Genomic DNA, 22,914 nt, shown 5'->3' with positions numbered 1-22,914 from the left:
TGAAATGCGCAGAGCGTGTGTGGTTCTGGTGGCTGCGACCATGGTTGCCGTCACAGCGTGTAGTGGTCAGGAGGACGCGGCGAGTGGCGACATCGCGGCTCCACCGAGTGATCCCGCGAAGGTCTCGGGCGGCATCACGGTCCTGACCAACAGGACGGACCAGATCTCCGACGGCTCGCTGAAGAAGTACGCGGCCGAGTTCAACAAGATCTACCCGGGCGTGAAGGTCAAGTTCGAGGGCCTGACCGACTACGAGGGCGAGACCAAGATCCGGATGAACACCGAGAACTACGGTGACGTCCTCCTGATACCCAACTCCCTTTCCGTCGAGCAGTACCCCAACTTCTTCGCTCCGCTCGGCGGTTCCCCCAAGCTGTCGGCGGAGTTCGACTACACCGACCACGCCACCGTGGACGGCATGGTCTACGGCCTGGCCAACATCGGGGTGGCGAACGGGTTCGTCTACAACAAGGCGGTCTGGGAGAAGGCCGGCATCAAGGACTGGCCCGTAACGCCCGAGGAGTTCGTCGCGGACCTGGAAACGGTCAAGGCCAAGACGGACGCCGTCCCCTACTACACGAACTACAAGGACGGCTGGCCCCTCACCAACTGGACGAACGCCATCGGCTCCCCCTCCTGCGACTCCGGGTCCTACGACTCCCTGGCGGAGACCAAGAAGCCCTGGAGCAGCGGATCGGACCTGTATGCGATCGACAAGCTCCTCTACACGGTCGTTGAGAAGAAGCTGGCCGAGCCCGACCCGACCACGACCAACTGGGAAGACTCCAAGGCGCAGATCGGATCCGGCAAGGTCGCATCGATGTGGCTGGGGTCCTGGGCGATCTCCCAGATGCGGGCCGGTGCGAAGGCCGCAGGGAAGAACCCCGACGACATCGCGTTCATGCCGTTCCCGGCACAGAAGGACGGAACGTTCTGCTCCGTGCTGCGTCCTGACTATCAGTACGCGGTCAACGCGCACTCCGACAACAAGGAAGCCGCGCGGGCGTGGCTTGACTGGTACATCACCAAGTCGGGCCAGGCCGCCAGTGAAGGGTCCATCTCCTCGGTCAAGGGCGCTCCGCTGCCGGACACGCTCAAGGCGTTCTCCGACAACGATGTCATGTTGATTCCGCAGAGCCAGAGGAACGTCGTCGAGGTCAACAAGATCGACAAGGCGTCCGAGATCGGCATCACTGCCCAGGGCTACCGGCAGAAGCTGGTCGACGTCGCCCGGGGCGCGGCCGACGGGGACATGGACAGCTACTTCGACGAGCTGAACGGCAAGTGGGCCGAGGCCCAGCAGACCCTCGGCGGCTGACCGTGCCGCGGCACGGTGAGACCCCGACCACGGCAGGCGTGCCCGTCCCGCCCGGGCAGGGCACCGCGTGAACCGTTCGTCGTGCCGCTGCCCCGATGCCCGCCCGACAGGGAACCCACCACGAGGAACCATGAGATGACCGTTGCCCACAAAACCCGTGCCCCGGGGCCGGCCGCCGGTCGGCGAAGCACACCGCCGCCGGAGTCCGCCCCCGGCAGGCCACGCGCCGGCAGGCGGCGCCGTTCCGCGGCCCTGACCCCCTGGCTCTTCCTGGCCGCGCCCCTGGCGCTGCTGCTGATGTTCACGTTCCTGCCGGTGGCCGACATGATCGGTTACAGCTTCACCGACTGGGACGGCATCAGCCCCGTGCGTTCCTACGTGGGCGGGGAGAACTACACCGACCTGGTGACACGGCCCGCGCGGTTCGAGGTGTTTCTCGTCAGCGGGTTCTACCTGGCGGCGTCGTTCCTCCAGATCGCGCTTGCGCTGTACTTCGCCACGGTCCTCAGCTTCAACACCCGGTACCGCAACCTGTTCAAGGGCCTGCTGTTCTTCCCCTACCTGATCAACGGGGTGGCCGTCGGATTCGTGTTCCTGTACTTCTTCCAGCCCGACGGCACCCTCGACACGCTGCTGCGCCTGGTCGGGGCGGAGGCCGAGCACCTGTGGCTGGGCGACCCGGACCTGGCCAACCCCTCGCTCGCCGGGGTGTCGGTGTGGCGCTTCATGGGCCTGAACATGGTGCTGTTCCTCGGTGCGATCCAGTCCATTCCGCCGCACCTGTACGAGGCGGCGGAGCTTGACGGGGCGAACCGCTGGCAGCAGTTCCGGCACATCATCGCGCCCAGCATCAAGCCGATCATCAGCCTGAGTTTCATCCTCGCTGTTTCCGGTTCCCTGGCCGTCTTCGAGATCCCCTACATCATGACCGGTGGCGCCAACGGCACGGAGACGTTCGTCATCCAGACGGTCAAGCTGGCCTTCCAGTTCGACAAGGTCGGCCTGGCCTCGGCATCGGCCGTCGTGCTTCTGATCCTGATCCTGCTGATCACCTGGGTCCAGCGCCGGCTGTTTCCCGAGGAGAGGGTGGAGCTCTCGTGACCACCGACACGTCCGCCCCGTCCCCGCGTACGGCGCGCGCCGGCCGCACCGTGCCCGTCAGGCTCTCCGTCGCCCTCAAGTACCTGTCACTGCTCCTGGCTTCGGCAGTGGTCCTCGTTCCTCTTGTCGTCGTTCTGCTGACCTCGCTCAAGACCGAGTCGGAGGTGGCGAACAGTGGACCGCTCTCGCTGCCCGGCGACTGGTTCAACTTCGCCAACTACGCCACCGCGATCGAGCAGGGTGCGATGCTGCGGGCGTTCGGCAACACGACGCTGATCCTCGTGGTGTCCACCGCGGGGACGGTACTGATCGGCTCGATGACCGCCTATGCCATCGACCGCTTCCAGTTCCGCCTCAAGAAGGTGGTGATGGGCCTCTTCCTGCTGGCCACGCTGGTGCCCAGCGTCACCACACAGGTCGCGACGTTCCAGGTGATCGACGATCTCGGCGCCTTCAACAGCCGCTGGGCACCGATCCTGCTGTACACCGGCACGGACATCGTCGCGATCTACATCTTCCTGCAGTTCATCCGGTCCATCCCCGTCTCCCTGGACGAGGCCGCACGCATCGACGGCGCCAACTCCTGGACGATCTACCGGAAGATCATCCTTCCGATGCTGCGACCGGCCATCGCCACCGTCGTCATCGTCAAGGGCATCGCGATCTACAACGACTTCTACGTGCCCTTCCTCTACATGCCGGACCCGGAACTCGGCACGATCTCCACCGCCCTGTTCCGGTTCAAAGGCCCATTCGGAGCCCACTGGGAGACCATCTCCGCCGGCACGATCGTCGTGATCGTGCCCACCCTGATCGTCTTCCTGGCGCTGCAGCGCTTCATCTACAGCGGTTTCGCGGCCGGTTCCACCAAATGACCTGCCCGCCCATCGCGCCCCGCACTACATCTCAAGGAGTACGCATGAAGGTCCGCACGCCGCTGTCCCAGGGCTGGACGCTGCGCCTGAACACCGACCGCGCCACCCCCGAGGGCACGCCGCCGCAGCTGGCCGGAACCACCGTGCCGGCGCAGGTGCCCGGCTGCGTCCACACCGACCTGATGGCGGCGGACCTGCTGGCCGACCCGTATCTGGACCGCAACGAGTCGGAGGCGGCCTGGGTGGGCCGCGCCGACTGGACCTACGCGACCGAACTGCCGCGGCGCGACAACACCTTCGAGCGGGCCGACCTGGTCTTCGACGGGCTGGACACGGTCGCCGCCGTCCACGCCGCCGGCCGGCTGCTGGGGCGCACACGGAACATGCACCGTTCCTACCGGTTCGACGTGACCGATCTGCTGGCGAACGGTCCGGCGCCGCTCGAAGTCGCCTTTACCTCCGCGTACACCGAGGCCGAGGCGGTCCGGACGGCGCTGGGGCAGCGGCCCAACTCCTATCCCGAGCCGTTCAACTACATACGCAAGATGGCCTGCTCGTTCGGATGGGACTGGGGCCCCACCCTGGTGACGGCCGGCGTGTGGCGCGAGGCGCGCATCGAGCAGTGGTCCACAGCCCGACTCGCCGAGGTCCGCCCGCAGGTCACCGTCGCAGGCGACGGGAGCGGCATCGTCGAGATCACCGTCGACCTGGACCGCACGACAGCCGGTCAGGACCGGTCCCTGCGCCTGGTGGCCGGTGTCGGTGACACCTCCTCGGAGGTCACCGTCGCGCCCGGGGCCAGGACCGCCACGGTGACCGTGCAGACCCCGGACGTGGCGCTGTGGTGGCCGCGCGGCTACGGCGACCAGTCACTGTACGAATGCACCGTCGCCCTCAGGGACGACAACGACGGCCGTACCCTCGACGCATGGGAGCGACGCATAGGCTTCCGCACGATCGAACTCGACACGTCCCAGGACGTGCACGGAAGCGCCTTCACCCTGGTCGTCAACGGCACTCCGGTCTTCGCCCGGGGGGTGAACTGGATACCCGACGATGTCTTTCCCAGCCGCGTTTCCGCTGACCGCTATCGCACCCGTCTCACCCAGGCCGCGGACGCGGGTGTGGACCTGGTACGCGTTTGGGGCGGCGGGATCTACGAGGACCGGGCCTTCTACGACATCTGCGACGAAATGGGCCTGATGGTCTGGCAGGACTTCCTCTTCGCCTGCGCCGCCTATCCGGAGGAGCAGCCGCTGCGCTCCGAGATCGAGGCCGAGGCACGTGAGAACGTGGCCCGCCTGATGCCCCACCCCTCGCTGGTGCTGTGGAACGGCAACAACGAGAACCTCTGGGGATTCGCCGACTGGGAGTGGGAGCAGGAACTCGCCGGAACGTCCTGGGGAGAGGGCTACTACCTCGGCCTGCTGCCCCGCATCGTGGCGCAGACGGACCCGACGCGACCCTACTGGGCGGGCAGCCCCTGGTCCGGATCGTGGAACCACACTCCGAATGACCCCGACCACGGCACCGCACACTCGTGGGAGGTGTGGAACCGCCGCGACTACAGCGACTACCTCACCGCGATTCCCCGCTTCGTCGCGGAGTTCGGCTGGCAGGCCCCGCCGGCCCACGCCACCCTGGAACGCGCTCTGTCCGAACGGCCGCTGACCGCCGATTCCCCCGGCATGCTGCACCACCAGAAGGCGGAGGACGGCAACGGCAAGCTGAACCGGGGGCTCGCCCACCACTTCACCCAGCCGGCCGACTTCGACACCTGGCACTACCTGACCCAACTGAACCAGGCACGCGCCGTCGCCACCGGGGTGGAGCACTGGCGCTCCCACTGGCCCCGTTGCGCCGGTACGGTGCTGTGGCAGCTCAACGACTGCTGGCCGGTGACCTCCTGGGCCGCGATCGACGGTGACGCCCGGCTCAAGCCGCTGTACTTCGAAATGCGCCGTCTGTACGCCGACCGGCTGCTGACGGTCCAGGACCGGGACGGCGCCCTGGTGCTCGCGGGCTGCAACCAGAGCGCCGCCACCTGGGACACCACCGCCACGGTCCGCCGGGTCGGAGCCGACGGAACGGTGCTGGCCAGCGCCGAGGTCACGCTCAAGGCCGCAGGACGCAGCGTGGCCCTGGAGGCGCTGCCCCGTTCGGTCACCGAGTTCGGCGACGCACACCGGGAGTTCCTCATAGCCGATGCGGACGGCTTGCGTGCGGTGCACTTCGCCTGCCCTGACCGTGAATTCGCCTACCCGGCCGCCTCCTACGATGTCCGCGTGAGCGCGGACGGCGAGAGCGGTGTGGCGATCACCGTCACCGCCGCCGGACTCGTGCGGGACCTGGTGCTGCAGGCCGACCGGCTGGCCCCGGACGCCCGCACCGATCACGGCCGGGTCACACTGCTGCCCGGCGAAACCTTCACCTGGCGGGTGACCGGCTGGGAACAGCCCACCGCACAGAGTGCAGACGGTGCACTGTTCTGCGTCAACGGGACGGCCGCCCGTGGGTGAGGCCCCCGCACGCCGGTCCGGGCGCGTCACCATCAATGATGTGGCCGCCCGGGCCGGGGTGTCCCGAGGAGCGGTGTCCCTGGCGTTCAACAACCGTCCCGGCGTCTCGGAAGCCACCCGTGAACGCATCATGGCGGCGGTCACCGAGCTGGGCTGGGTGCCGAGCCAGACCGCGATCAAGCTGTCCGGATCCGCGACCGGAGCTGCGGACACCGTCGGCCTGGTCATCGCCCGGCCCGCACGGCAACTCGGGCTCGAGCCGTTCTACATGGAGTTCATCTCCGGGGTCGAGTCCGTCCTCGAAGAACACCGGTGCTCGCTGCTCCTCCACCTGGTGCGCGACGCCACCCAGGAGATAGCCGTTCACCGCGAGTGGTGGCAGTCGCGCCGGATCGCCGGTTCCATCCTCGTCGACATCCAGCAGAACGACCCCCGGGTCACCGAACTGGCGGCGATCGGGCTACCGGCCGTCGCGGTCGGCCACCCGTCTCTGACCGGCGGGTTCACCTCGGTATGGACCGATGACGAGGCTGCCGTGCATGAGGCGGTGCGCTACCTCGCTGCCCTCGGGCACAAACGGATCGCACGGGTGGGCGGCCATCCGTCACTCGGCCACACCATCATCCGGACCGCCGCGATGAACACGATCGTGGCCGAACTCGGGCTGGAGTCGGCCCGAAGCGTCACCACCGACTATTCCGGCGACCAGGGCGCCCGGGCGACCCGATCGCTGCTGGCCTCCCCGCACCGCCCCACGGCCATCGTCTACGACAACGACATCATGGCGGTCGCGGGCCTGTCCGTCGCCGCCGAGATGGGTCTGAGCGTCCCGAGGGACGTGAGCCTGATCGCCTGGGACGACTCCCAGTTGTGCCAACTCACCCACCCGACCCTCTCCGCCATGAGCCATGACGTGTTCGGTTTCGGCGCCGACGTGACCCGTCGGCTGTTCGACGTCGTCCACCGCCGCGACCTGTCGTCCGGCCCGGTGGCGCAGCCCGTACTGATGCCCCGCGGCAGCAGCGCACCCCCACGGGAACCCACCGACTGACGACGATGGCTGCAGCAGCGTCCCGGGCACGACTGCCCTGACCCGTGCCCGGCACCGGTGAGCCGCCCTCGCCCGACAAGGGCGGCTCACCCCGTCCTCAACCCCCCTCTCCGGAGCGCCCCGTGACCGCACTCTCTCTCCTCAGCCCCGTCGCACGCGCCTGTCCCTGGGGGTCACGCACCGCGATCCCCGCTCTTCTCGGGCAGCGACCCGACGGTGAACCGCAGGCCGAGCTGTGGTTCGGCGCGCACCGCGCCGCGCCGTCGCTTCTCTCCGACCTGCCCGGCAGCCCTGACCTGGCGGCTGCCGTGGCCGCTGCCCCGGTCGGAGAACTGGGGGAGGCGAGTCTGGACGGGCATGACCGGGAGGAAGCGGCCGGGGTGCCGCTCAGCGCCCCGCACCGCGCGCGGGTTCCCCTGGGCGCCGCCTCATGATGCTCGCGACCAGAGTGTGGGGGAGCGGACCCCGCACAGCCGTACTGGTGCACGGCATCATGACGGACTCACGTACATGGAACCGCGTCGCACCCGCTGTCGCCGACCGCGGCTACCGGGTCATCGCCGTCGACCTGCGCGGTCACGGCGCAAGTGGCCACGGCGAGAACTACACTCCCGCCGTCCTGGCCGCCGACCTGCTCGAAACCCTGCCCCCGGCCCCCGACCTCGCCATCGGCCACTCACTCGGCTCCGCCGCACTGCTGACCGCTCTACCCCGATTGCGCTGTGCCCGCGCCATCCACTGCGACCCCGCATGGGTGAGCCGGCCCCGGGACCTGGCCGCCCTGCGCGCCGTCAAGCACGCCACCTGGCAGGAGTTGCGGGCCGCGCACCCGCGCTGGCACGACGACGACATCACCGCCGAGCATCGGGCCCTGGCAACCTGGGACCCGAGTTCCGTCGCCGCCCTGATGCACTTGCCCGGCCTGCCCACGGCCCCGGCCGTACCCTCCCTGGTGCTGCTCGCTGATCCCAGCGAGCGGATTCCACCGGTCGCGGCCGCTACGCTGCGCCGCCGGGGCTGGCACACGCGGACGGTGGACGGTGCGGGGCACACCGTCCACCGTGACGATCCGGTCGGCTTTCTCCACGGGCTGTCCGGATGGCTGTGACCGCACCCGGCCGCTTGCCGTCAAGAAGAACAGGTGCCGGGCCCGTCCGGCCCGGCCCGGCCCGAATCGTGATCCGTGAGTCGGGGCCGACGATGGCGACAGTGGCCTCAGGGGAGGCTGACCTCGCCCTGGTTCAGAACGCGGGGATGGAAGTACGCCGCTTGGATCTCGGCGTTGGTGTTGTTCCCGCGCAGATGCTCGGACCACATCATGAACCATGCCCATTGCGGCTGGTTCTGCAGCATCGTGGCGGTCGGCATCTTGCCGATTTCCCCGATGGCCATGGGTTTTGTCCCGGCGATGTTCCTCATCTGCTGGTAATCGGCGGAACTCGGGTGGCTCTTGTACCAGACGTCGAGTGAGACGACATCGGCGTACTGATTTCCGGGGTAGTAATTACTCCACCCGCCGGCCGGGTTGTCCTGCACGTTCCATACCCAGATGAGATTGTCCAGCCCCTTGGTTCCCGCGAGGTAGTCACGCGTGATCTGGAACAGCCGCGCGCTTCCGTTGGTCCCCGGTCGGTTGCCCCACCAGTTCCACGATTCGTTCATCTCGTGGAACGGGCGGAAGAGAACGGGGATTCCCGCGTTCTTCAGCTGTTGCAGGTAAGGGGCGACCTCGTCGAGACGCCGCTTCCACGTGGTGTTCAGGGCGCTGCCGTTGGTGACGATCTGCGAGAACTGCGTGTTCGATATGTTCGACTTGACGCCACCCTCGAACGCACACGTGCTTCCGCCGGTCGGCGGACAGGCATGCCAGGTCAGGGAGACCAGTGACCCGTTGGCCCACTCGGTCTTCGCCTGGTCCACCACGCGCTGGCGATTGGCGACGTCCGCGGCGTTGAACATCAGGTCGCCGCCCCACAAGCCGGGGTACTGCCCGGTGACGTCCTTGACCTGTTGCGTGTACTGCCCGGGAGCCGACGCAGGCTCCTTGTTGTGCTGCCCGGAAACGATGTTGTTTCCGGAGATTGTCTGCAGATAATTCACCACGGTCTGCTTGGGGGTCGCGGGGAACGCTTGCGCAGATTCCGCTGCCGGCCAGGTGAATAATGCTGTGAACACGGCTGCAGCGGTCATGGCGGAAGTGGCAAAGCGTTGAGTTCTTCTCACGGGCATCCCAGCTTTCGCGATGGAACGGAAATGCTTGACGCCATGAAGGTCTCGGAATTTCCGGTTCCCGTCAACGGTTCCCGTCGCCCTTCATTGCCAGCAAACGACATAATTTACTTAACGTTTCCTAAACGTGCCACAGTTTTCGCCGCTTGTCCTCAATGTGCAGTTCGCATTACGGATGGAACCGCGTACCGGTGGGCCCGCTCCTGTCGCACCGCGCCGCCGAACCGCGCACCGGAGTAACCGCTGCATCGGTCCCGGGCGTCACGCTTTTCGGGTGGTCCGGAAGAGGTGGATCGGTCGAGGTGTCCGCGGTGCGATGCGGACGCGGGAGCGGCCGGGAGCGGTGCGGGTGCGGCGGGAAGGAGTCGGGCCGCAGCGCTGATGGGTCTTGCACAGCTCGGACTCGGGGTCGCCGATGGATGTCACCGCGGTGGCCGCCGCGTTGCCGCGTGCAGGCAGTCACCCGCGTCAGACCGGTGCGTTCAGCTGTCCCCTGCCGAACGGGCCGCGAAGTCCGCGAACCAGGCCAGCATCTCGAAGTCGGTCACTGATCCTTCGCTGCTGACGTCGGTGACTGCGGAACCCTGCAGAATGCGCTTGACGGGTACTTCGAGCTTCTTGCCGGTGAGCGTGCGCGGGACAGCGGGGATCTGCACGATCACGTCGGGCACATGGCGCGGCGACAACTGGCGCTTGATCGCTCCGGCCAGCCGCTCGCGCAGTCCGCGGTCGAGTGCCGTGCCCCCGGCGGTCACCACGAACAGGGGCATGAAGTAGCCGCCGTCAGGCTGTTCCACACCGATGACGAGGCTGTCGGCGACTTCGGGGAACTGCTCGACGACTGCGTAGATGTCGGCGGAGCCCATCCGTACGCCCATGCGGTTCAGTGTGGAGTCGGAGCGGCCGGCGACGACGACCGACAGGTCCGCGTCGACAGTGACCCAGTCGCCGTGCCGCCAGATGCCGGGGTAGGTGTCGAAGTAGCCGGCCCGGTAGCGACTGCCGTCGGGGTCGCCGACGAAGTGGAGGGGCATGGACGGCAGCGGCCCTGTCACCACCAGCTCGCCCTGTTCACCTGTCAGCGGGCGCCCGTCGGGGTCCCAGGAGGCCAGCGGGACGCCGAGCGCCGGGCACTGGATCCGGCCCACCCTTACGGGCAGCAGGGCAGAACCTCCGGCGAGCACCGAGCAGATGTCGGTACCGCCGCAGATCGACTGCAGCCAGACGCCCGGCGCGAGCCGGTCGTAGACCCACCGCCAGGTGCTGGGAGGCAGGGACGATCCGGTCTGGAGCAGGGAACGCAGTCGCCCGAGACCGAGTTCGGCCGCGGGTTGCGTGTCCGCCTTCTCCACGGCGGTGAGATAGGCGGCGCCGACGCCGACCACGGTGGCGCCGGTCTGTTCGGCGATCCGCAGGGCCCCGTTGACGTCGGGAAAGGTGGGACTGCCGTCGTACAGGATGATCGTGCTGCCGTGCAGCAGGCCGCCGACCAGGAAGTTCCAGACCATCCAGCTCGTGGACGTGATGAAGAGGTAGCGGTCGTCGGCGCGCAGATCCGCGCCCAGGCCGAGTGCCTTGAGCAGTTCGACCACGATGCCGCCGTGACCTTGGACGATGCCCTTGGGTATCCCGGTCGTCCCCGATGACCACAGGATCCACAGCGGGTGGTCGAAGGACACATCGGCGAATTCCAGTGGCGACTCGGCGGCCGGCAGCGCGGACCAGGCGTGCTGTTCGATCCCGGGCCGCGCCGACCACGGCTCGGTCGGGGTGGGGAAGAGGTTGTCGACCGCGAGTACGTGGCGGAGGGTGGGCAGTCCGTCCACGAGCTCGGCGACTTCCGGGCGCCTGTCGTAGGCCTTGCCTCCGTAGTGGTATCCGTCCGCGGCCACGAGGACGGCCGGCTGCGCCTGCCGCAGCCGGGCGAGCACGCTGGGCGTGCCGAAGTCCGGTGAGCACGCCGTCCATACGGCGCCGACGGCGGCCGTGGCCAGCAGGGCGACGACGGTCTGCGGGAGGTTGGGAAGGTACGCGGCCACGCAGTCGCCGGGCCCCACTCCCATGCGGCGCAAGGCCGCCGCGACGTCCGCGACCTGGCGGCGCAGCTCCTGCCACGAAGTCTCCACCGGTGTGCCTGCCTCGGCCACGCTGATCAGCGCCGGGCGGGCGTCCGTGGCCTGGGCGAAGCACCGCTCGGCGAAGTTCAGCCGGGCACCGGGGAACCAGACGGCGCCCGGCATCGACGCGTCACCCAGCACCTCGTCGTACCGGGTGACCGCGTCCAGCCCGTAGAACTCCCATACCGCCGACCAGAAGCCGGGCAGATCGGTGGAGCTCCACCGCCACAGCTCGGCGTAGTCGGAGAAGTGCAGCCCCCGCACCTCGCTCACCCATTCCATGAAGCACGCGACGTTGGAGTCCTCCAACTCGCGCCGACCGGGAGACCACAGCAGGTCGGTGTCGGGGTTCATCGTTGCCTTTCGCGGGGGCTGCACGGTGGATCAGCTCGGTTCGAGTTCGCGGAGCAGTTCTTCGGCGCGTGGCCACGGGCCGTGGCCGGATGCGGGATTGAGGTGGCCGACCTCGCCGAGTTCCACGAGGCGGCCGCCCCAGTTCCGGGCCAGCTCGGCGACGCGTTCGACGGAGCCCAAGGGGTCGTTCGAGCTGGCCGCGACGATGCAGGGGAAGGGCAGCGGGGAGCGGGGCACGGGTGTCCAGCCGTTCTCGTCGAGCACCTCGGGGGTGGGGTAGCCCTCCGGCAGCGGCTTCTCGAAGTCCGGCGGTGTCACCAGCAGCGCCCCCTTCACCTGGGCCTCGTGCTGCTGGGACCAGTGGACGGTGGTGATCACACCGGCGCTGTGGGCGACCAGTACCACCGGTCCCGCGATCTCGCCCATCACCTTGTCCAGCGCGGCCACACGGGCCCCGCGACCGAGCTGGTCCTGCGTCAGCGGGGGAACGGTACGGACCGTGCGGCCCGCCTCGGTGAGCCGGTTCGCCAGCAGGGTCTGCCAGTGTTCCTCGACGTGGTCGCGCAGGCCGGGGACGATCACGACGACCGGCTCGGTGGTAGTGCTCATGAGGGCAACTCCGATTCCTTCGGCCCCGCCACCGGGGCGAGTCCGGTCAGACGGCGCAGATCACGTTCGTAGTGGTGGCGGCCGACCAGGAAGGCTCCGGTGGCCGCGATCGCCACGAGCGGGACGAGCTGGAGCGCGCCGAGCAGACCGAGCCGGTCAGCGAGTGCGCCGGTGACGGCCGGGCCGGGTGCCAGCCCGAGCAGGCTCTGGGCCAGCGTGAGCGTGGCGAATGCCGTCGCGGCGATGGCCGCGGGGGTCAGGTTCGCCACCATGGCGGCACCCGGCCCGGCCGTTCCGGCGCACAGCAGGGCTCCCAGCGCCAGGACCAGCAGCTGTAGCGGACCGGTCGGCAGGCGGAACGCGGTCATCAGCAGGACGAGGGAGCCCACACTGCAGCTGATGGCGACGGCCCACTTACGGATCGGGGCGCGCCGGCTGATCCGGTCCGAGGCGATTCCGCCGGCGACCATGCCGATTCCGATCACCAGGGCGAAGAGTCCGGCGGTCGCCCCGGCCTTCGCGGTCGGCATGTCGTAGTAGCGGTTGAAGTAGCTGGGCAGCCAGGCGATCAGGGCGCCCGCGGTGAACAGCTGCAGACCGCTGCCGATGTAGGCGCTGACCACCGAGACGGAGGAGAACAGCCGGGGGAGGAGCACGCGGAGAGGGGCCGGCGGGTCGGTGGCGGTCTCGACCTGGGGCGGATCCTGCCTCGGAGTCAGCCGCTTCTCCGTGACCACGACGGCGTAGATGCCCGCGAGCACCAGACCGAAGATGCCCATCACGGCGAACGCCCAGCGCCAGCCGTGCGCCTGTGCCACGGCGCCGCCGACGGACATGCCCAGGACCGAGCCGAAGGCCCCGCCGGCGATGAAGGCCCCGGAGAGGGTCGCCCGCAGGGCGCGCGGGAAGACGCTCAGGACGACGGCTATGCCGACACTGCCGTACGCGGCCTCACCGATGCCGACGAGGAGGCGGCCGACGAACATCTGGCCGTAGCTCGCCGCGACCGCGCAGCCCAGGGTCGCCAGGCTCCACAAGGTCGCCGCGATGACCAGGGACCTCACCCTGCCCCATCGGTCGGCCAGCAGGGAGAGGGGAACGGTGAGCAGACCGACCATCAGGGCCACGACGCCGCTGAGGGAGCCCAGTCGGGCGTCCGAGAGCAGCCATTCGGCCTTCAGCATCGGGAAGACGGCGTTGAGGACCTGCCGGGACATGTAGTCCGAGAGCAGGAGTCCGAAACTCAGTGCAAAGACGACCCAGGCGTAGCGCCGGGACACGGGCCACTCCGAGGAACCGGAAACGGTTCTGCCCGGGGCGGGTTCCGCAGTGGTGAGAAACCCCATTGTCATCACCTCGACTGCTCGTGAAGGAAAGGAAAGGTCAGAACGTTCCGTCGCCGACGATCCCGGCGCGCTCCATCCGGCGGACGGCGGGCCAGTAGTCCTGGACGGCGTAGTGCTGGGTGGAGCGGTTGTCCCAGATGGCGACGCTGTTCGGCGTCCAGCGCCAGCGCACCTGGTACTCGGGGACCGCGGCCTGGCTGATCAGGTAGTTCAGGAGGAGGCCCGCGCCGGGGGCGTAGTCCTGCCCGAAGCGCACGTTTCCGGGCGTGTGGTAGTTGACGAAGTGCGTCGTGAAGGCGTTGACGAAGAGGATCTGTTCGCCGGTCTCGGGGTGGGTGCGCACCACCGGGTGTTCCGCGTCGGGGAACTGTGCCTTGAGCGCGTGACGCTTCTCCTGCGGCATGGCGGCGCCGAAGGTGGCCTCGATGCTGTGCCGCGCCCGCAGTCCCTGGATCTGGGTCCTGACGTGCTCCGGGAGCCGGCGGTGGGCCTCGGCCATGTTGACCCAGATCGTGTCGCCGCCCACCGGGGGCGTCTCGACGCAGCGCAGCACGGCGCCCATGGGCGGGTTCTCACGCCAGGTGGCGTCGGTGTGCAGCGCGTTCTCGTAGTGCTCCGGCGTACTGTCCAGGTCCTTGTAGATCCGTACGAGACCGGGGTGTTCGGGGTCGCTGCCGGCGACCGGGTGGTCCTCCAGTGCGCCGAAGCGCTCGGCGAAGGCGACGTGTTCGGCGCGCGTGATGTCCTGGTCCCGCAGGAACAGCACCTTGTGCTGCAGGAGCAGGGCCCTGATCTCGGCGAACAGGTCGTCGTCGCGGGAGGCGTCGCCGAGGTTCACGCCGGAGAGTTCGGCGCCGATGGTGCAGGTCAGTGGTTCGACCTTGATCGAGCCGCGGGAGTGGGCGCGCACCGACGCGGGCGCGCTCCCCTGCTGGGCGAGAGTCTTTTCCATGGTGCTTCCTCCTCTAGAGGGTGGTGGTGCGCGTGAGCCGCCAGGGGTTCAGAGGACGAAGACGGACGATCCCGTGGTCCGTCCCGCCTCCAGCTCGCGGTGCGCCTGTTCGGCGTCCTCGAGCGCGTAGCGCTGGTTGATCTCGATGGCGATGCGTCCGGAGGCCACGTGGTCGAAGAGCTCCCCCGCCAGTTCGGCCCGCTCCGCGGGGTCGGCGATGTAGTCGGCGAGCGCCGGCCGGGTGACGAACAGGGAGCCGCTGACGGCCAGCTGCATGGCATCGATGGGCGGGACCGGTCCGGAGGCCGTACCGAAGCAGACCAGCAGACCGCGGCGCCGGAGCGAGGCGAGCGAGGAGGCGTAGGTGGTCCTGCCGACGCTGTCGAAGGCGACCGGGACGCCGGCTCCGTCGGTCAGTTCGCGCACCCGCTCGGCGACGTTCTCGCGCCGGTAGTGGATGACGTGGTCGCAGCCGTGGGCGCGGGCGAGCTCGGCCTTCTCCTCGGTGGACACGGTGCCGATGACGGTCAGCCCGAGCAGCTTGGCCCACTGGCAGACGATGAGGCCGACGCCGCCCGCAGCCGCGGTCAGCAGGATCGTGTCGCCTGCCTTCAGCGGGTGGATCCTGCGCAGCAGGTACGCGGAGGTGAGGCCGCGCATGGTCATCGCGGCGGCGGTCTCGAAGCCGATGCCGTCCGGCAGCCGGATCAGGGAGTCGGCGGGCATGACCCGTTCCGTGCTGTAGGCACCGAGCGGGCTGCCGGTGTACGTGACCCGGTCGCCCTCGGCGACGTGGGTGACGCCCTCGCCCACCGCCTCGACCACACCGGCGCCCTCGACACCGAGCCCGGCGGGCAGTGGTGCGGGGTACAGACCGCTGCGGAAGTAGGTGTCCGCGAAGTTGAGTCCGACGGCCTCGTGCCGGATCCGTACCTCGCCCGGGCCGGGGTCGCCGACGACGACCTCTTCCCGGCGCAGGACCTCGGGACCACCGGTCTCCTTGAAGCGAATGGCGTGCGCCATGAACGTGCTCCGTTGTTCGTGGGAGGTGAGGGGAGACAGGGGCCGCCGGCGCCGGGAGAGGACCCGGGCGGCCCCTGTGGGTTCGCGGGAATCGCGGCGGCGGGGTGTCCCGTGCCCCGCGATCAGGAGTCGCGCAGCATGAAGCCGCGCTGACCGGGACGGCGGTTCGGCACCATGCCGAGGCGGGTCAGCGTCTCGTCGGCGCCCGAGTAGGTCTCGCCGAGCTTGTAGATCTTCCTGGCCTCCGCGCCGGTCGCGATGTCACGGCCGAGCGCCTCGGAGATCTGCACCATCTGCTCGACCTGCTCGACGCTGGACATGCGCTCGCCCTTGCGCCGCCACAGGTTGTCCTCGTTGCCCACCCGGACGTGGACGCCGAGCGCGATGCCGATCGCGTTCATGGGTGCCACGGCGCGCATGGAGCTCTCGATGGTCAGGACGGCGCCGTCGGGGGCGCGACGGACGAACTCGATGAGGTCGGCCGGGTGGCGGCCCGCGAAACCGCCGCCGATCGCCACGTAGTTGAGGATCAGCGGGCCCGTGTGGATACCGGCCCGGATGAGCCGCTCGACGGTTTCGAGCTGGGCCAGGGTGGCGAGCTGGAAGTGCGGCTGGATGCCGCTCGCGGCCAGACGCTTGAGGTGCTCCAGGTAGAAGTCGGGGCCCGCCTCGACGACCATGTCGCGGTACGCCTTGTAGTAGTCGGGCTTCGCGATCGACGTGCCCTCCAGGTCGTCGTCGTTCATGATCTCGACGATGTTCATCTGGCTGGTGTTGATCGCGATCGTCACCTGGTCCGGCGCGGGGTCCAGGTCGGCCAGCATGTGGCGGGTGTCGTAGCTCAGCCACTTCGCCTCACCGCCCTCACCCTCGGGGGCGAAGGAGATCGAGCCGCCGACCTGCAGCACCATGTCCGGCACGGCCTCGCGCAGCCGGCCCATGAGCTCGTTGAACTTGGACATCCGCTTGGAGCCCTTGCCGTCGAGCTCGCGTACGTGGATGTGGAGCACGGTGGCGCCGGCGTTGTAGCAGTCGACGGCCGCCTGGACGTGCTCGTCCATCGTCAGGGGAAGGTCGTCGGCGTCCCCGGGCAGCCACTCCGGCCCGTAGGGTGCGGCCTGGATCACCAGTTTTTCCTGGTTCTCCGGGAAAAGTGAGTCGTCGTGGAAGTGCACGGTCCGTCTCCTTCGTGCGATCGGTGATCACTCGCCGGGAGCATCGCCGTGTGCGATGCCAGGGCATGAGGTGTCCGGCGAGGATCGATGCGGGTCACCGGGGGACAGCGGGCGCAGGGCGGCCCGGGTACGTTCGACCGGTCCGGAGGGGACGTGTACAGGGGGTGGTACGGCTCTTCTCCGGGGGCCGACCGCGTCTCTGCGGTGCTGCCAACGTAGGGGCGAACACTCGCGCCCGCTTGACCCGCGGGGACGGATAACTTGTCATTTGGGGACATCGCCCGTGCGCCACGCTGCGTGAGCCGGCGCGACCGGCCGGGCACGTGCCGCCCGTGGGATCAGTCCTGGCCGGGGAGTTGCTGCCGGTTCCCGCCACTGCGCCACGCCCTCGGGCTGCACCCGAACTGTTCGCGGAACCAGCGCGAGAAGGCGCTCAGCGACGAGAAGCCGAGAAGGTCGGAGATCTCCGTCAGGGAGCGCCGCGGATTCGCGACGAACTGCTCGGCGAGATGCATGCGGGTGGCGTTGAGGAGCGAGGAGAAGGTCTCGCCCGAATCGGCCAGATGACGGTGGACGGTGCGCCGGTCGACGCCCAGGCTGCGCGCGACCTGCTCGACCGAGCAGCGCCCGCTCGGCAGGAGGACCTCGATCAGCTCCCGCACCCGGTCCGCGGTGGTGGTGTCCTTGGGGACCGCGATCGCCTCGAAGTACTGGTGTGCGTACTCCCGCAGCAGCGGGTCCGCCATCGCGTTGGGTGCATCGAGGTCGGCGGCGTAGAAGACTATGCCGTCGAACTCGCGATCGAACTCCACCGACTCGCCGAACGTGCGTCGGTGCGTCGCGGTGTCCTCCGGGGCGGGGTGCCTGAACCAGACGGACAGCGGCTGCCACCGCGTGTGAAGGAAGCCGCGCAGGATCCGGTGGAAGGCGGCGACGACCAGGTCCGTGGCCTGCCTGCTCTCCGTCACCTCGCCGAGCCGCAGGTCGACCCTCAACGTGGCCAGCCCGTCGCCCTCCGTCAGCTGGGCGTTCAGGATCTCGTTGTACATGTGCTGATGGCGGATCAGCAGTCTCAGTGCGCTCCGTACGTCGGGTTCCTCGCGTACGACCAGGCTGACGGGGCCGAGGTTGGAGAGGCGCCGGAAATCGGCCATCAGCACGCCGAAGTCCTCGTGCCCCGAGGCGGCTGCCGACAGCTCCAGCACCTGGACCGCGGCCGCCCCGGAGATCCACCGGTCCTGGACCGCGAGGGCGGCGGTGTCCAGGCCCACGCTTTTCATCAGAGGCTGCGGGTCGATGCCCAGCGCGCGGCACAGTTCGACATAGCCGCTGAGGGCTGCGGTGCGGACCAGGGGTTTCATGCGTACCCTCCGAGGCTGTCCCGAGCTGTGTCCCGAAAAGGTAAGTCAGATGTCACGCCAGGACAAGCATGGTGTGAACGTGCGACCTAGCATGGCGTCCGTTCACCGGCCGCCCGGCTCGATGCGGCACCCCCTGGGGCCGGTGGACGGGCGACGGTACGGAGGCGCACATGACCGGTACGACGGAATCAGCTGAGGCGCTGTACGCGCCCTGTTCGGGCCCCTCGGTGTGGAGAGGTGGAGACCCGGCGGACCACGAGGAATGGATCCTGCGGCTCTCGCCCCGCCACCTCGCCGAGATCGACTCCGCCCTGTCGGAAGCGCGCAGACGCGACCGCACACTGCTGAAACTGACAGCGGCCGACTTCCCGCTCCCCACCCTCGCCGGTGAACTGGCGCGCATCGCCGGGACGCTGGAGCACGGACGCGGTTTCGCGATCGTGAAGGGCCTCCCGGTCGAACGACTGGGTGAGCCGGCCGCGAGCACGGTCTTCTGGGGCCTCGGCCAGCACCTGGGGCGTCCGGTCCCGCAGAACGCGGACGGGCACATGCTCGGCCACGTCCGGGACACCGGCCGCAGCCTGACCGATGCGGCAACACGCGGCTACCAGACCCGGGCGGCGCTGCCGTTCCACACCGACAGGACCGATCTGCTCGCGCTGCTTCCGCTGCGGGCGCCCCGCACCGGGGGGCTCACCTCCCTCGTCAGTTCCGCGGCGGTGCACAACGCGGTGCTGGAGCTGCGCCCCGATCTGGCCGGGCGCCTGTACCGCACCTACTTCTTCGACCGCCGGGAGGAGCACGCTCCCGGGGAGCCGCCGTACGCGGCCGTCCCGCTCGTCGCCCGGCAGGAAGGGGCACTGAGCATGCGCTACAACCGCTGCTATCTGGAATCCGCCCAGCGCTTCCCCCAGGTGCCCCGCCTGGAGCGGGCGGACCTGGAGCTGTTCGACCTCATCGACGACGTGGCGGGCTCCCCGGAGCTCCGTCTCGACATCGACCTTCAGGTCGGCGATCTGCTGCTGCTCAACACCCGGACGGTCATGCACGCGCGAGCGGAGTTCGAGGACCACGACCGGCCCGCACTCAAGCGCCACCTGCTGCGGCTCTGGCTGGCCCTGCCGCACCGCCCCCGTACCGAGGACGCTCGCGACGGAGTCACTCCTCGCGATGTGATCCGCCCCCGGAATGCCGCACCGCATGACGAGACGAACCCAAGGAGACAGCCGACATGACCAACCTCGCCACATTCCTGGTGGACTCCGCGGCGGCCCAGGGTGACCGCATCGCCGTGCGCCACGACGACAGCACGCTCACCTACGCCGAACTGGACGACGCGAGCGCCAGGGTCGCCGCCCTCCTGCGCGACCGCGGCCTCCTGCCCGGCGACCGCGTCGCGCTGACCATGCCCAACGTGCCACTGTTCCCGGTCCTCTACTACGGCATCCTGCGGGCCGGCGGTGTGGTCGTGCCGATGAATCCGCTCCTCAAGGCCCGTGAGGCGGCCTTCACCCTGCACGACTGCGGGGCGCGGATCGCGCTGGTGTCCCCCCTGTTCGCGGACGAGGTCGCGAAGGCCGCCGCCGAGACAGGAACGGCATGCCTGGTGACCGAGCCCTCGGTCTTCGACGGCATGCTGCGGGCTCACGAACCGATGCCCGGCATCGTCAGCCGTACCGATGACGACCCGGCCCTCATCCTGTACACCTCCGGGACGACCGGTACGCCGAAGGGTGCCGAACTGTCCCACCGGAACCTGGCCACCAACACCGCCACCGCGGCCGAGACACTGCTTCAGGTCGGACCTGACGACGTGCTCTTCGGCGGCCTGCCCCTCTTCCACGCCTTCGGCCAGACCTGCGCGCTGAACACGGCCGTCGCCGCCGGCGCCACTCTGACCCTGCTGCCGCGGTTCGAGCCGCAGCGCGCCCTGGAGATCATGGCCCGTGACGGGGTCACCGTGTTCCTCGGCGTGCCGACGATGTACGCGGCGCTGCTCCACGCCCAGCTCCCCGAAGGATTCGACGCCCACCGGCTGCGCCTGGCCGTCTCGGGCGGCGCCTCGCTCCCGGTGGAGGTGCTGCACGGCTTCGAGCGGCGTTTCGGCGCCACCGTACTGGAGGGATACGGACTCTCCGAGACCTCACCGGTCGCCGCCTTCAACCACCCCGACCGTCCGCGCAAGGCGGGCTCGATCGGGCAGCCCATCCGCGGGGTCGAGATGCGGCTCGTCGCCGAGGACGGCGGCGTGGTCCCCCCGGGCGGGGTCGGTGAGATCGCCATCCGCGGCGAGAACCTCATGACCGGCTACTGGAACCGCCCCGAGGCCACGGCGGAAGCGGTCCGCGACGGATGGTTCCACAGCGGTGATCTGGCCCGTGTCGACGAGGACGGCTTCTACTTCATCGTCGACCGCAAGAAGGACCTGATCATCCGCGGCGGCTACAACGTCTACCCGCGTGAGATCGAGGAGGTGCTGTACGAGCACCCGGCCGTCGCCGAAGCCGCGGTCGTCGGTGTGCCGCACCCGGTCCACGGCGAGGAGATCGCAGCGGTGATCACACTCCGGTCCGGTGCCCGTGCCACGGCCGAGGAGATCCGCGACCACGTCAAGGACCGGGTCGCGGCGTACAAGTACCCCCGGATCGTCACCTTCACGGCCGAGCTCCCCAAGGGCCCCACCGGCAAGATCCTCAAGCGCGAGATCGTGGTTCCCGGTCGGTGAATCAAGCACCGACGCGCCGGAGCGGCACTCCGGCGCGCGGGCTCGGCGCCGACGCAGAGGAAACGGTCGAGGCCCATGCGGGCCGGGGCAATTGCCAGTGTAAGACTCCGCTTCATCTGTCCGTGATCACGACGGTACGGTGCGTGATGAGCAGTCCTTGTCCCATGACAACCTTTGCTTGAGTGCAAGGACTTGAAACCGGAGGTACAGCGAGCGTGACGGCGAATCCCAACCCCACCGTCAGGAGACGCCGTCTCGGAGCCGAGCTTCGCCAGCTCCGTCTGGCCAGCGGGCTGAAGAGCCAGGAAGTGGCCAAGCGGCTCATGGTCTCTCAACCCAAGATCAGCCACCTGGAGAACGGGAATCGCGCCACCAGTCCCCGCGATGTGCGAGACCTGTGCGCGATCTACGGAGTCACGGACGAGCAAGTCATCGACTCGCTGATGGAGATGGCCAGGGAATCCGGCCGGCGGGGCTGGTGGCACCCCTACGGAGACCTTTCCGACAGCGCCTACATCGGCCTGGAGACGGACGCCGCATCCCTCCACACCTACGCGCCCATGATGGTCCCCGAGCTGCTGCAGACACCCGCCTACGCCCAGGCGGTCATTGAGGAAACGATCCCGCTGCCCACCGCCGAACAGGCCGCCACACGCCTCAAGGTGCGACTGCGCCGCCAGCACAGGATCTACGACCCGACCCGCCCGCTACGCCTGTGGGTCGTCCTGGACGAATCGGCACTGCGCCGTCTCATCGGCGGCCCGGACATCATGCGTGAACAACTCGAGCACCTGAAGGCACTCAGCGCCGAACCGCACATCACGTTGCAGGTCCTCCCCTACACCACCGGCGCACACCCTGGCCTGCCAGGACAGTTCTCCATCCTGCAGTTCGCCGACAGCTCCCAGGCAGGAGTGGTGCACCTGGAACGGTTCACCAACAGCCCCATCCTGGAGAAGCCCGCCGACGTGCAGTACTACAGCGCGATGCATGACCACCTTCAGACCCGAGCTCTCGACCCGGCAGACACCCGCGACTTCATCGCCGACGCCACAAATACGCCCATCGGTGCGGAACTCCGGTCCTCGGCGATGGCCGCGGCGCAGTCCGGGGCAATGCGTGCGCAGAGGTCCCGCTCGACGACTCATGAGGGCATCACCACCGGCCCCACCTGCACGTCGGCTGTCGACGGTGGCGCCAAGGGCGGGGCCGCCAACCCTGGACCGTGACACAGGGCATCCGGTGACTGTCCGTGGGCCCTCCCAACGGGTTCTGGACGTCCGCCGTTCGACGAGAGAGGACCGGTCCTGGCCGCAGCACGTAGGGATGCTGCATCCTGGACTCCGCGGGGACACTTGTCCTTGCCGACTGCGCGGCCGACAGCACTGAGGAGCGGTCCATGCCGAACAGCGGTTCACGCAGTCCTGAGAATCCGATCCGGGTCTTCCTCCTCGACGATCACGAAGTGGTCCGGCGCGGTGTTCGTGATCTCCTCGGTGACGAACCGGACATCAGCGTCGTCGGAGAAGCGGGAACCGCGGAACAGGCTCTGACGAGGGTCCCGGCCCTACGCCCGGACGTGGCGGTTCTCGACGTACGGCTCCCCGACGGCAACGGAGTGGACGTCTGTCGGGAACTGCGCTCGCGGATGCCCGACCTCGCCTGCCTGATGCTGACGTCCTTCGACGACGAGGAAGCCCTGTTGGACGCCGTCATGGCCGGGGCGTCCGGATATGTGCTCAAGCTGATCCAGGGCGGCGATCTCGTGGCAGCGGTGCGCACCGTGGACTCCGGCCGGTCCATGCTGGATCCCAGCGCTGCCGCCCGGTTGATGTCGCGGCTACGGGGGGACGACCGCGAAGAGCCCGAGGAAGATGCTCTGTACGGTCTGACGGACCGCGAACGCGACGTACTCGCGCTGATCGGCGAAGGGCTGACCAATCGTCAGATCGGCCTGCGGCTCTATCTCGCCGAGAAGACGATCAAGAATCACATTTCTCGTCTGCTGGCGAAGCTCGGGGTGGAACGGCGTGTGCAGGCAGCTGTCATCGCCGCCCAGGTACCCCGCGGTAAGGGCGGGGAGGTCCGCGACGGCGGGAGCAGGCCCGGACACGTCTAGCCATGGCGGAGCCCGAGCGGCGCCGCGGCCCTGTCCCCCC

General features: G+C 68.9%; 19 protein-coding genes. 11 read left to right on the top strand and 8 right to left on the bottom strand.

Features of this window, described 5'->3' with window-relative positions:
- Nucleotides 1–4 precede the first annotated feature (4 nt).
- The 7 genes from OG257_RS10120 to OG257_RS10090 all read left to right on the top strand — a co-directional run bounded on the left by OG257_RS10120 (nucleotide 5) and on the right by OG257_RS10090 (nucleotide 7,972).
- Nucleotides 5–1,318 (top strand): ABC transporter substrate-binding protein, encoded by a 1,314-nt coding sequence (locus tag OG257_RS10120; RefSeq protein ID WP_329206635.1) that lies wholly within the window; start codon nucleotides 5–7, stop codon nucleotides 1,316–1,318.
- A gap of 135 nt (nucleotides 1,319–1,453) precedes the next feature.
- A complete protein-coding gene (locus OG257_RS10115) occupies nucleotides 1,454–2,419 on the top strand; it encodes a carbohydrate ABC transporter permease (protein WP_329206634.1) in 966 nt (321 codons plus the stop codon).
- On the top strand, nucleotides 2,416–3,294 hold the full coding sequence (locus tag OG257_RS10110; protein WP_443054353.1) for a carbohydrate ABC transporter permease: 879 nt from the start codon (nucleotides 2,416–2,418) through the stop codon (nucleotides 3,292–3,294). Before OG257_RS10115 ends, OG257_RS10110 begins: the two co-directional genes overlap by 4 nt.
- A gap of 44 nt (nucleotides 3,295–3,338) precedes the next feature.
- Complete coding sequence (locus OG257_RS10105; protein ID WP_329206632.1) at nucleotides 3,339–5,813, top strand: glycoside hydrolase family 2 protein; 2,475 nt, start codon at nucleotides 3,339–3,341, stop codon at nucleotides 5,811–5,813.
- Nucleotides 5,806–6,864, top strand: coding sequence for a LacI family DNA-binding transcriptional regulator (locus OG257_RS10100; protein WP_329206631.1), 1,059 nt, complete (start codon nucleotides 5,806–5,808; stop codon nucleotides 6,862–6,864). The genes OG257_RS10105 and OG257_RS10100 overlap by 8 nt, the downstream gene beginning before the upstream one ends.
- Nucleotides 6,865–6,986: 122 nt before the next feature.
- Nucleotides 6,987–7,298: a hypothetical protein gene (locus tag OG257_RS10095; RefSeq protein WP_329206629.1), complete on the top strand. Its 312-nt coding sequence runs from the start codon at nucleotides 6,987–6,989 to the stop codon at nucleotides 7,296–7,298.
- Entirely contained in the window at nucleotides 7,295–7,972 is a 678-nt protein-coding gene (locus OG257_RS10090) for an alpha/beta fold hydrolase (RefSeq protein WP_329206628.1), read from the top strand. Before OG257_RS10095 ends, OG257_RS10090 begins: the two co-directional genes overlap by 4 nt.
- Before the next feature lie 107 nt (nucleotides 7,973–8,079).
- Here OG257_RS10090 and OG257_RS10085 read toward each other — a convergent pair whose 3' ends face one another.
- The 8 genes from OG257_RS10085 to OG257_RS10050 all read right to left on the bottom strand — a co-directional run bounded on the left by OG257_RS10085 (nucleotide 8,080) and on the right by OG257_RS10050 (nucleotide 18,030).
- Entirely contained in the window at nucleotides 8,080–9,054 is a 975-nt protein-coding gene (locus OG257_RS10085) for a glycosyl hydrolase (RefSeq protein WP_329206627.1), read from the bottom strand.
- A gap of 521 nt (nucleotides 9,055–9,575) precedes the next feature.
- Nucleotides 9,576–11,564 (bottom strand): acetoacetate--CoA ligase, encoded by a 1,989-nt coding sequence (locus OG257_RS10080; protein WP_329206626.1) that lies wholly within the window; start codon nucleotides 11,562–11,564, stop codon nucleotides 9,576–9,578.
- A gap of 30 nt (nucleotides 11,565–11,594) precedes the next feature.
- Nucleotides 11,595–12,173 (bottom strand): RBBP9/YdeN family alpha/beta hydrolase, encoded by a 579-nt coding sequence (locus tag OG257_RS10075; RefSeq protein WP_329206625.1) that lies wholly within the window; start codon nucleotides 12,171–12,173, stop codon nucleotides 11,595–11,597.
- Nucleotides 12,170–13,453, bottom strand: coding sequence for an MFS transporter (locus OG257_RS10070; RefSeq protein WP_329206624.1), 1,284 nt, complete (start codon nucleotides 13,451–13,453; stop codon nucleotides 12,170–12,172). The genes OG257_RS10075 and OG257_RS10070 overlap by 4 nt, the downstream gene beginning before the upstream one ends.
- A 103-nt stretch (nucleotides 13,454–13,556) precedes the next feature.
- Nucleotides 13,557–14,471, bottom strand: coding sequence for a TauD/TfdA dioxygenase family protein (locus OG257_RS10065; protein ID WP_329206623.1), 915 nt, complete (start codon nucleotides 14,469–14,471; stop codon nucleotides 13,557–13,559).
- Nucleotides 14,472–14,519: 48 nt separating this feature from the next.
- Nucleotides 14,520–15,494, bottom strand: a complete 975-nt coding sequence (locus OG257_RS10060; RefSeq protein ID WP_329206622.1) for a quinone oxidoreductase family protein — start codon at nucleotides 15,492–15,494, stop codon at nucleotides 14,520–14,522.
- A 122-nt stretch (nucleotides 15,495–15,616) separates the two neighbouring features.
- Nucleotides 15,617–16,669 (bottom strand): 3-keto-5-aminohexanoate cleavage protein, encoded by a 1,053-nt coding sequence (locus OG257_RS10055; protein ID WP_329206621.1) that lies wholly within the window; start codon nucleotides 16,667–16,669, stop codon nucleotides 15,617–15,619.
- 338 nt (nucleotides 16,670–17,007) lie between these two features.
- Nucleotides 17,008–18,030: an AraC family transcriptional regulator ligand-binding domain-containing protein gene (locus OG257_RS10050; RefSeq protein ID WP_329206620.1), complete on the bottom strand. Its 1,023-nt coding sequence runs from the start codon at nucleotides 18,028–18,030 to the stop codon at nucleotides 17,008–17,010.
- Between the two features lie 170 nt (nucleotides 18,031–18,200).
- Between OG257_RS10050 and OG257_RS10045 the strand changes: the two genes are divergently transcribed.
- The 4 genes from OG257_RS10045 (at nucleotide 18,201) to OG257_RS10030 (ending at nucleotide 22,874) form a co-directional block, all read left to right on the top strand.
- Complete coding sequence (locus tag OG257_RS10045; protein WP_329206619.1) at nucleotides 18,201–19,265, top strand: TauD/TfdA family dioxygenase; 1,065 nt, start codon at nucleotides 18,201–18,203, stop codon at nucleotides 19,263–19,265.
- Nucleotides 19,262–20,755 (top strand): long-chain-fatty-acid--CoA ligase, encoded by a 1,494-nt coding sequence (locus tag OG257_RS10040; RefSeq protein ID WP_329206618.1) that lies wholly within the window; start codon nucleotides 19,262–19,264, stop codon nucleotides 20,753–20,755. The genes OG257_RS10045 and OG257_RS10040 overlap by 4 nt, the downstream gene beginning before the upstream one ends.
- Nucleotides 20,756–20,970: 215 nt before the next feature.
- Nucleotides 20,971–21,984 (top strand): helix-turn-helix domain-containing protein, encoded by a 1,014-nt coding sequence (locus OG257_RS10035; protein WP_443054351.1) that lies wholly within the window; start codon nucleotides 20,971–20,973, stop codon nucleotides 21,982–21,984.
- A gap of 170 nt (nucleotides 21,985–22,154) precedes the next feature.
- On the top strand, nucleotides 22,155–22,874 hold the full coding sequence (locus OG257_RS10030; protein WP_329206616.1) for a response regulator transcription factor: 720 nt from the start codon (nucleotides 22,155–22,157) through the stop codon (nucleotides 22,872–22,874).
- Nucleotides 22,875–22,914 lie beyond the last annotated feature (40 nt).

Source organism: Streptomyces sp. NBC_00683, from assembly GCF_036226745.1.
Lineage (GTDB): Bacteria > Actinomycetota > Actinomycetes > Streptomycetales > Streptomycetaceae > Streptomyces.
The sequence above is the reverse complement of the archived record's forward strand: the minus strand, read 5'-3'. Positions and strand labels throughout refer to the sequence as shown.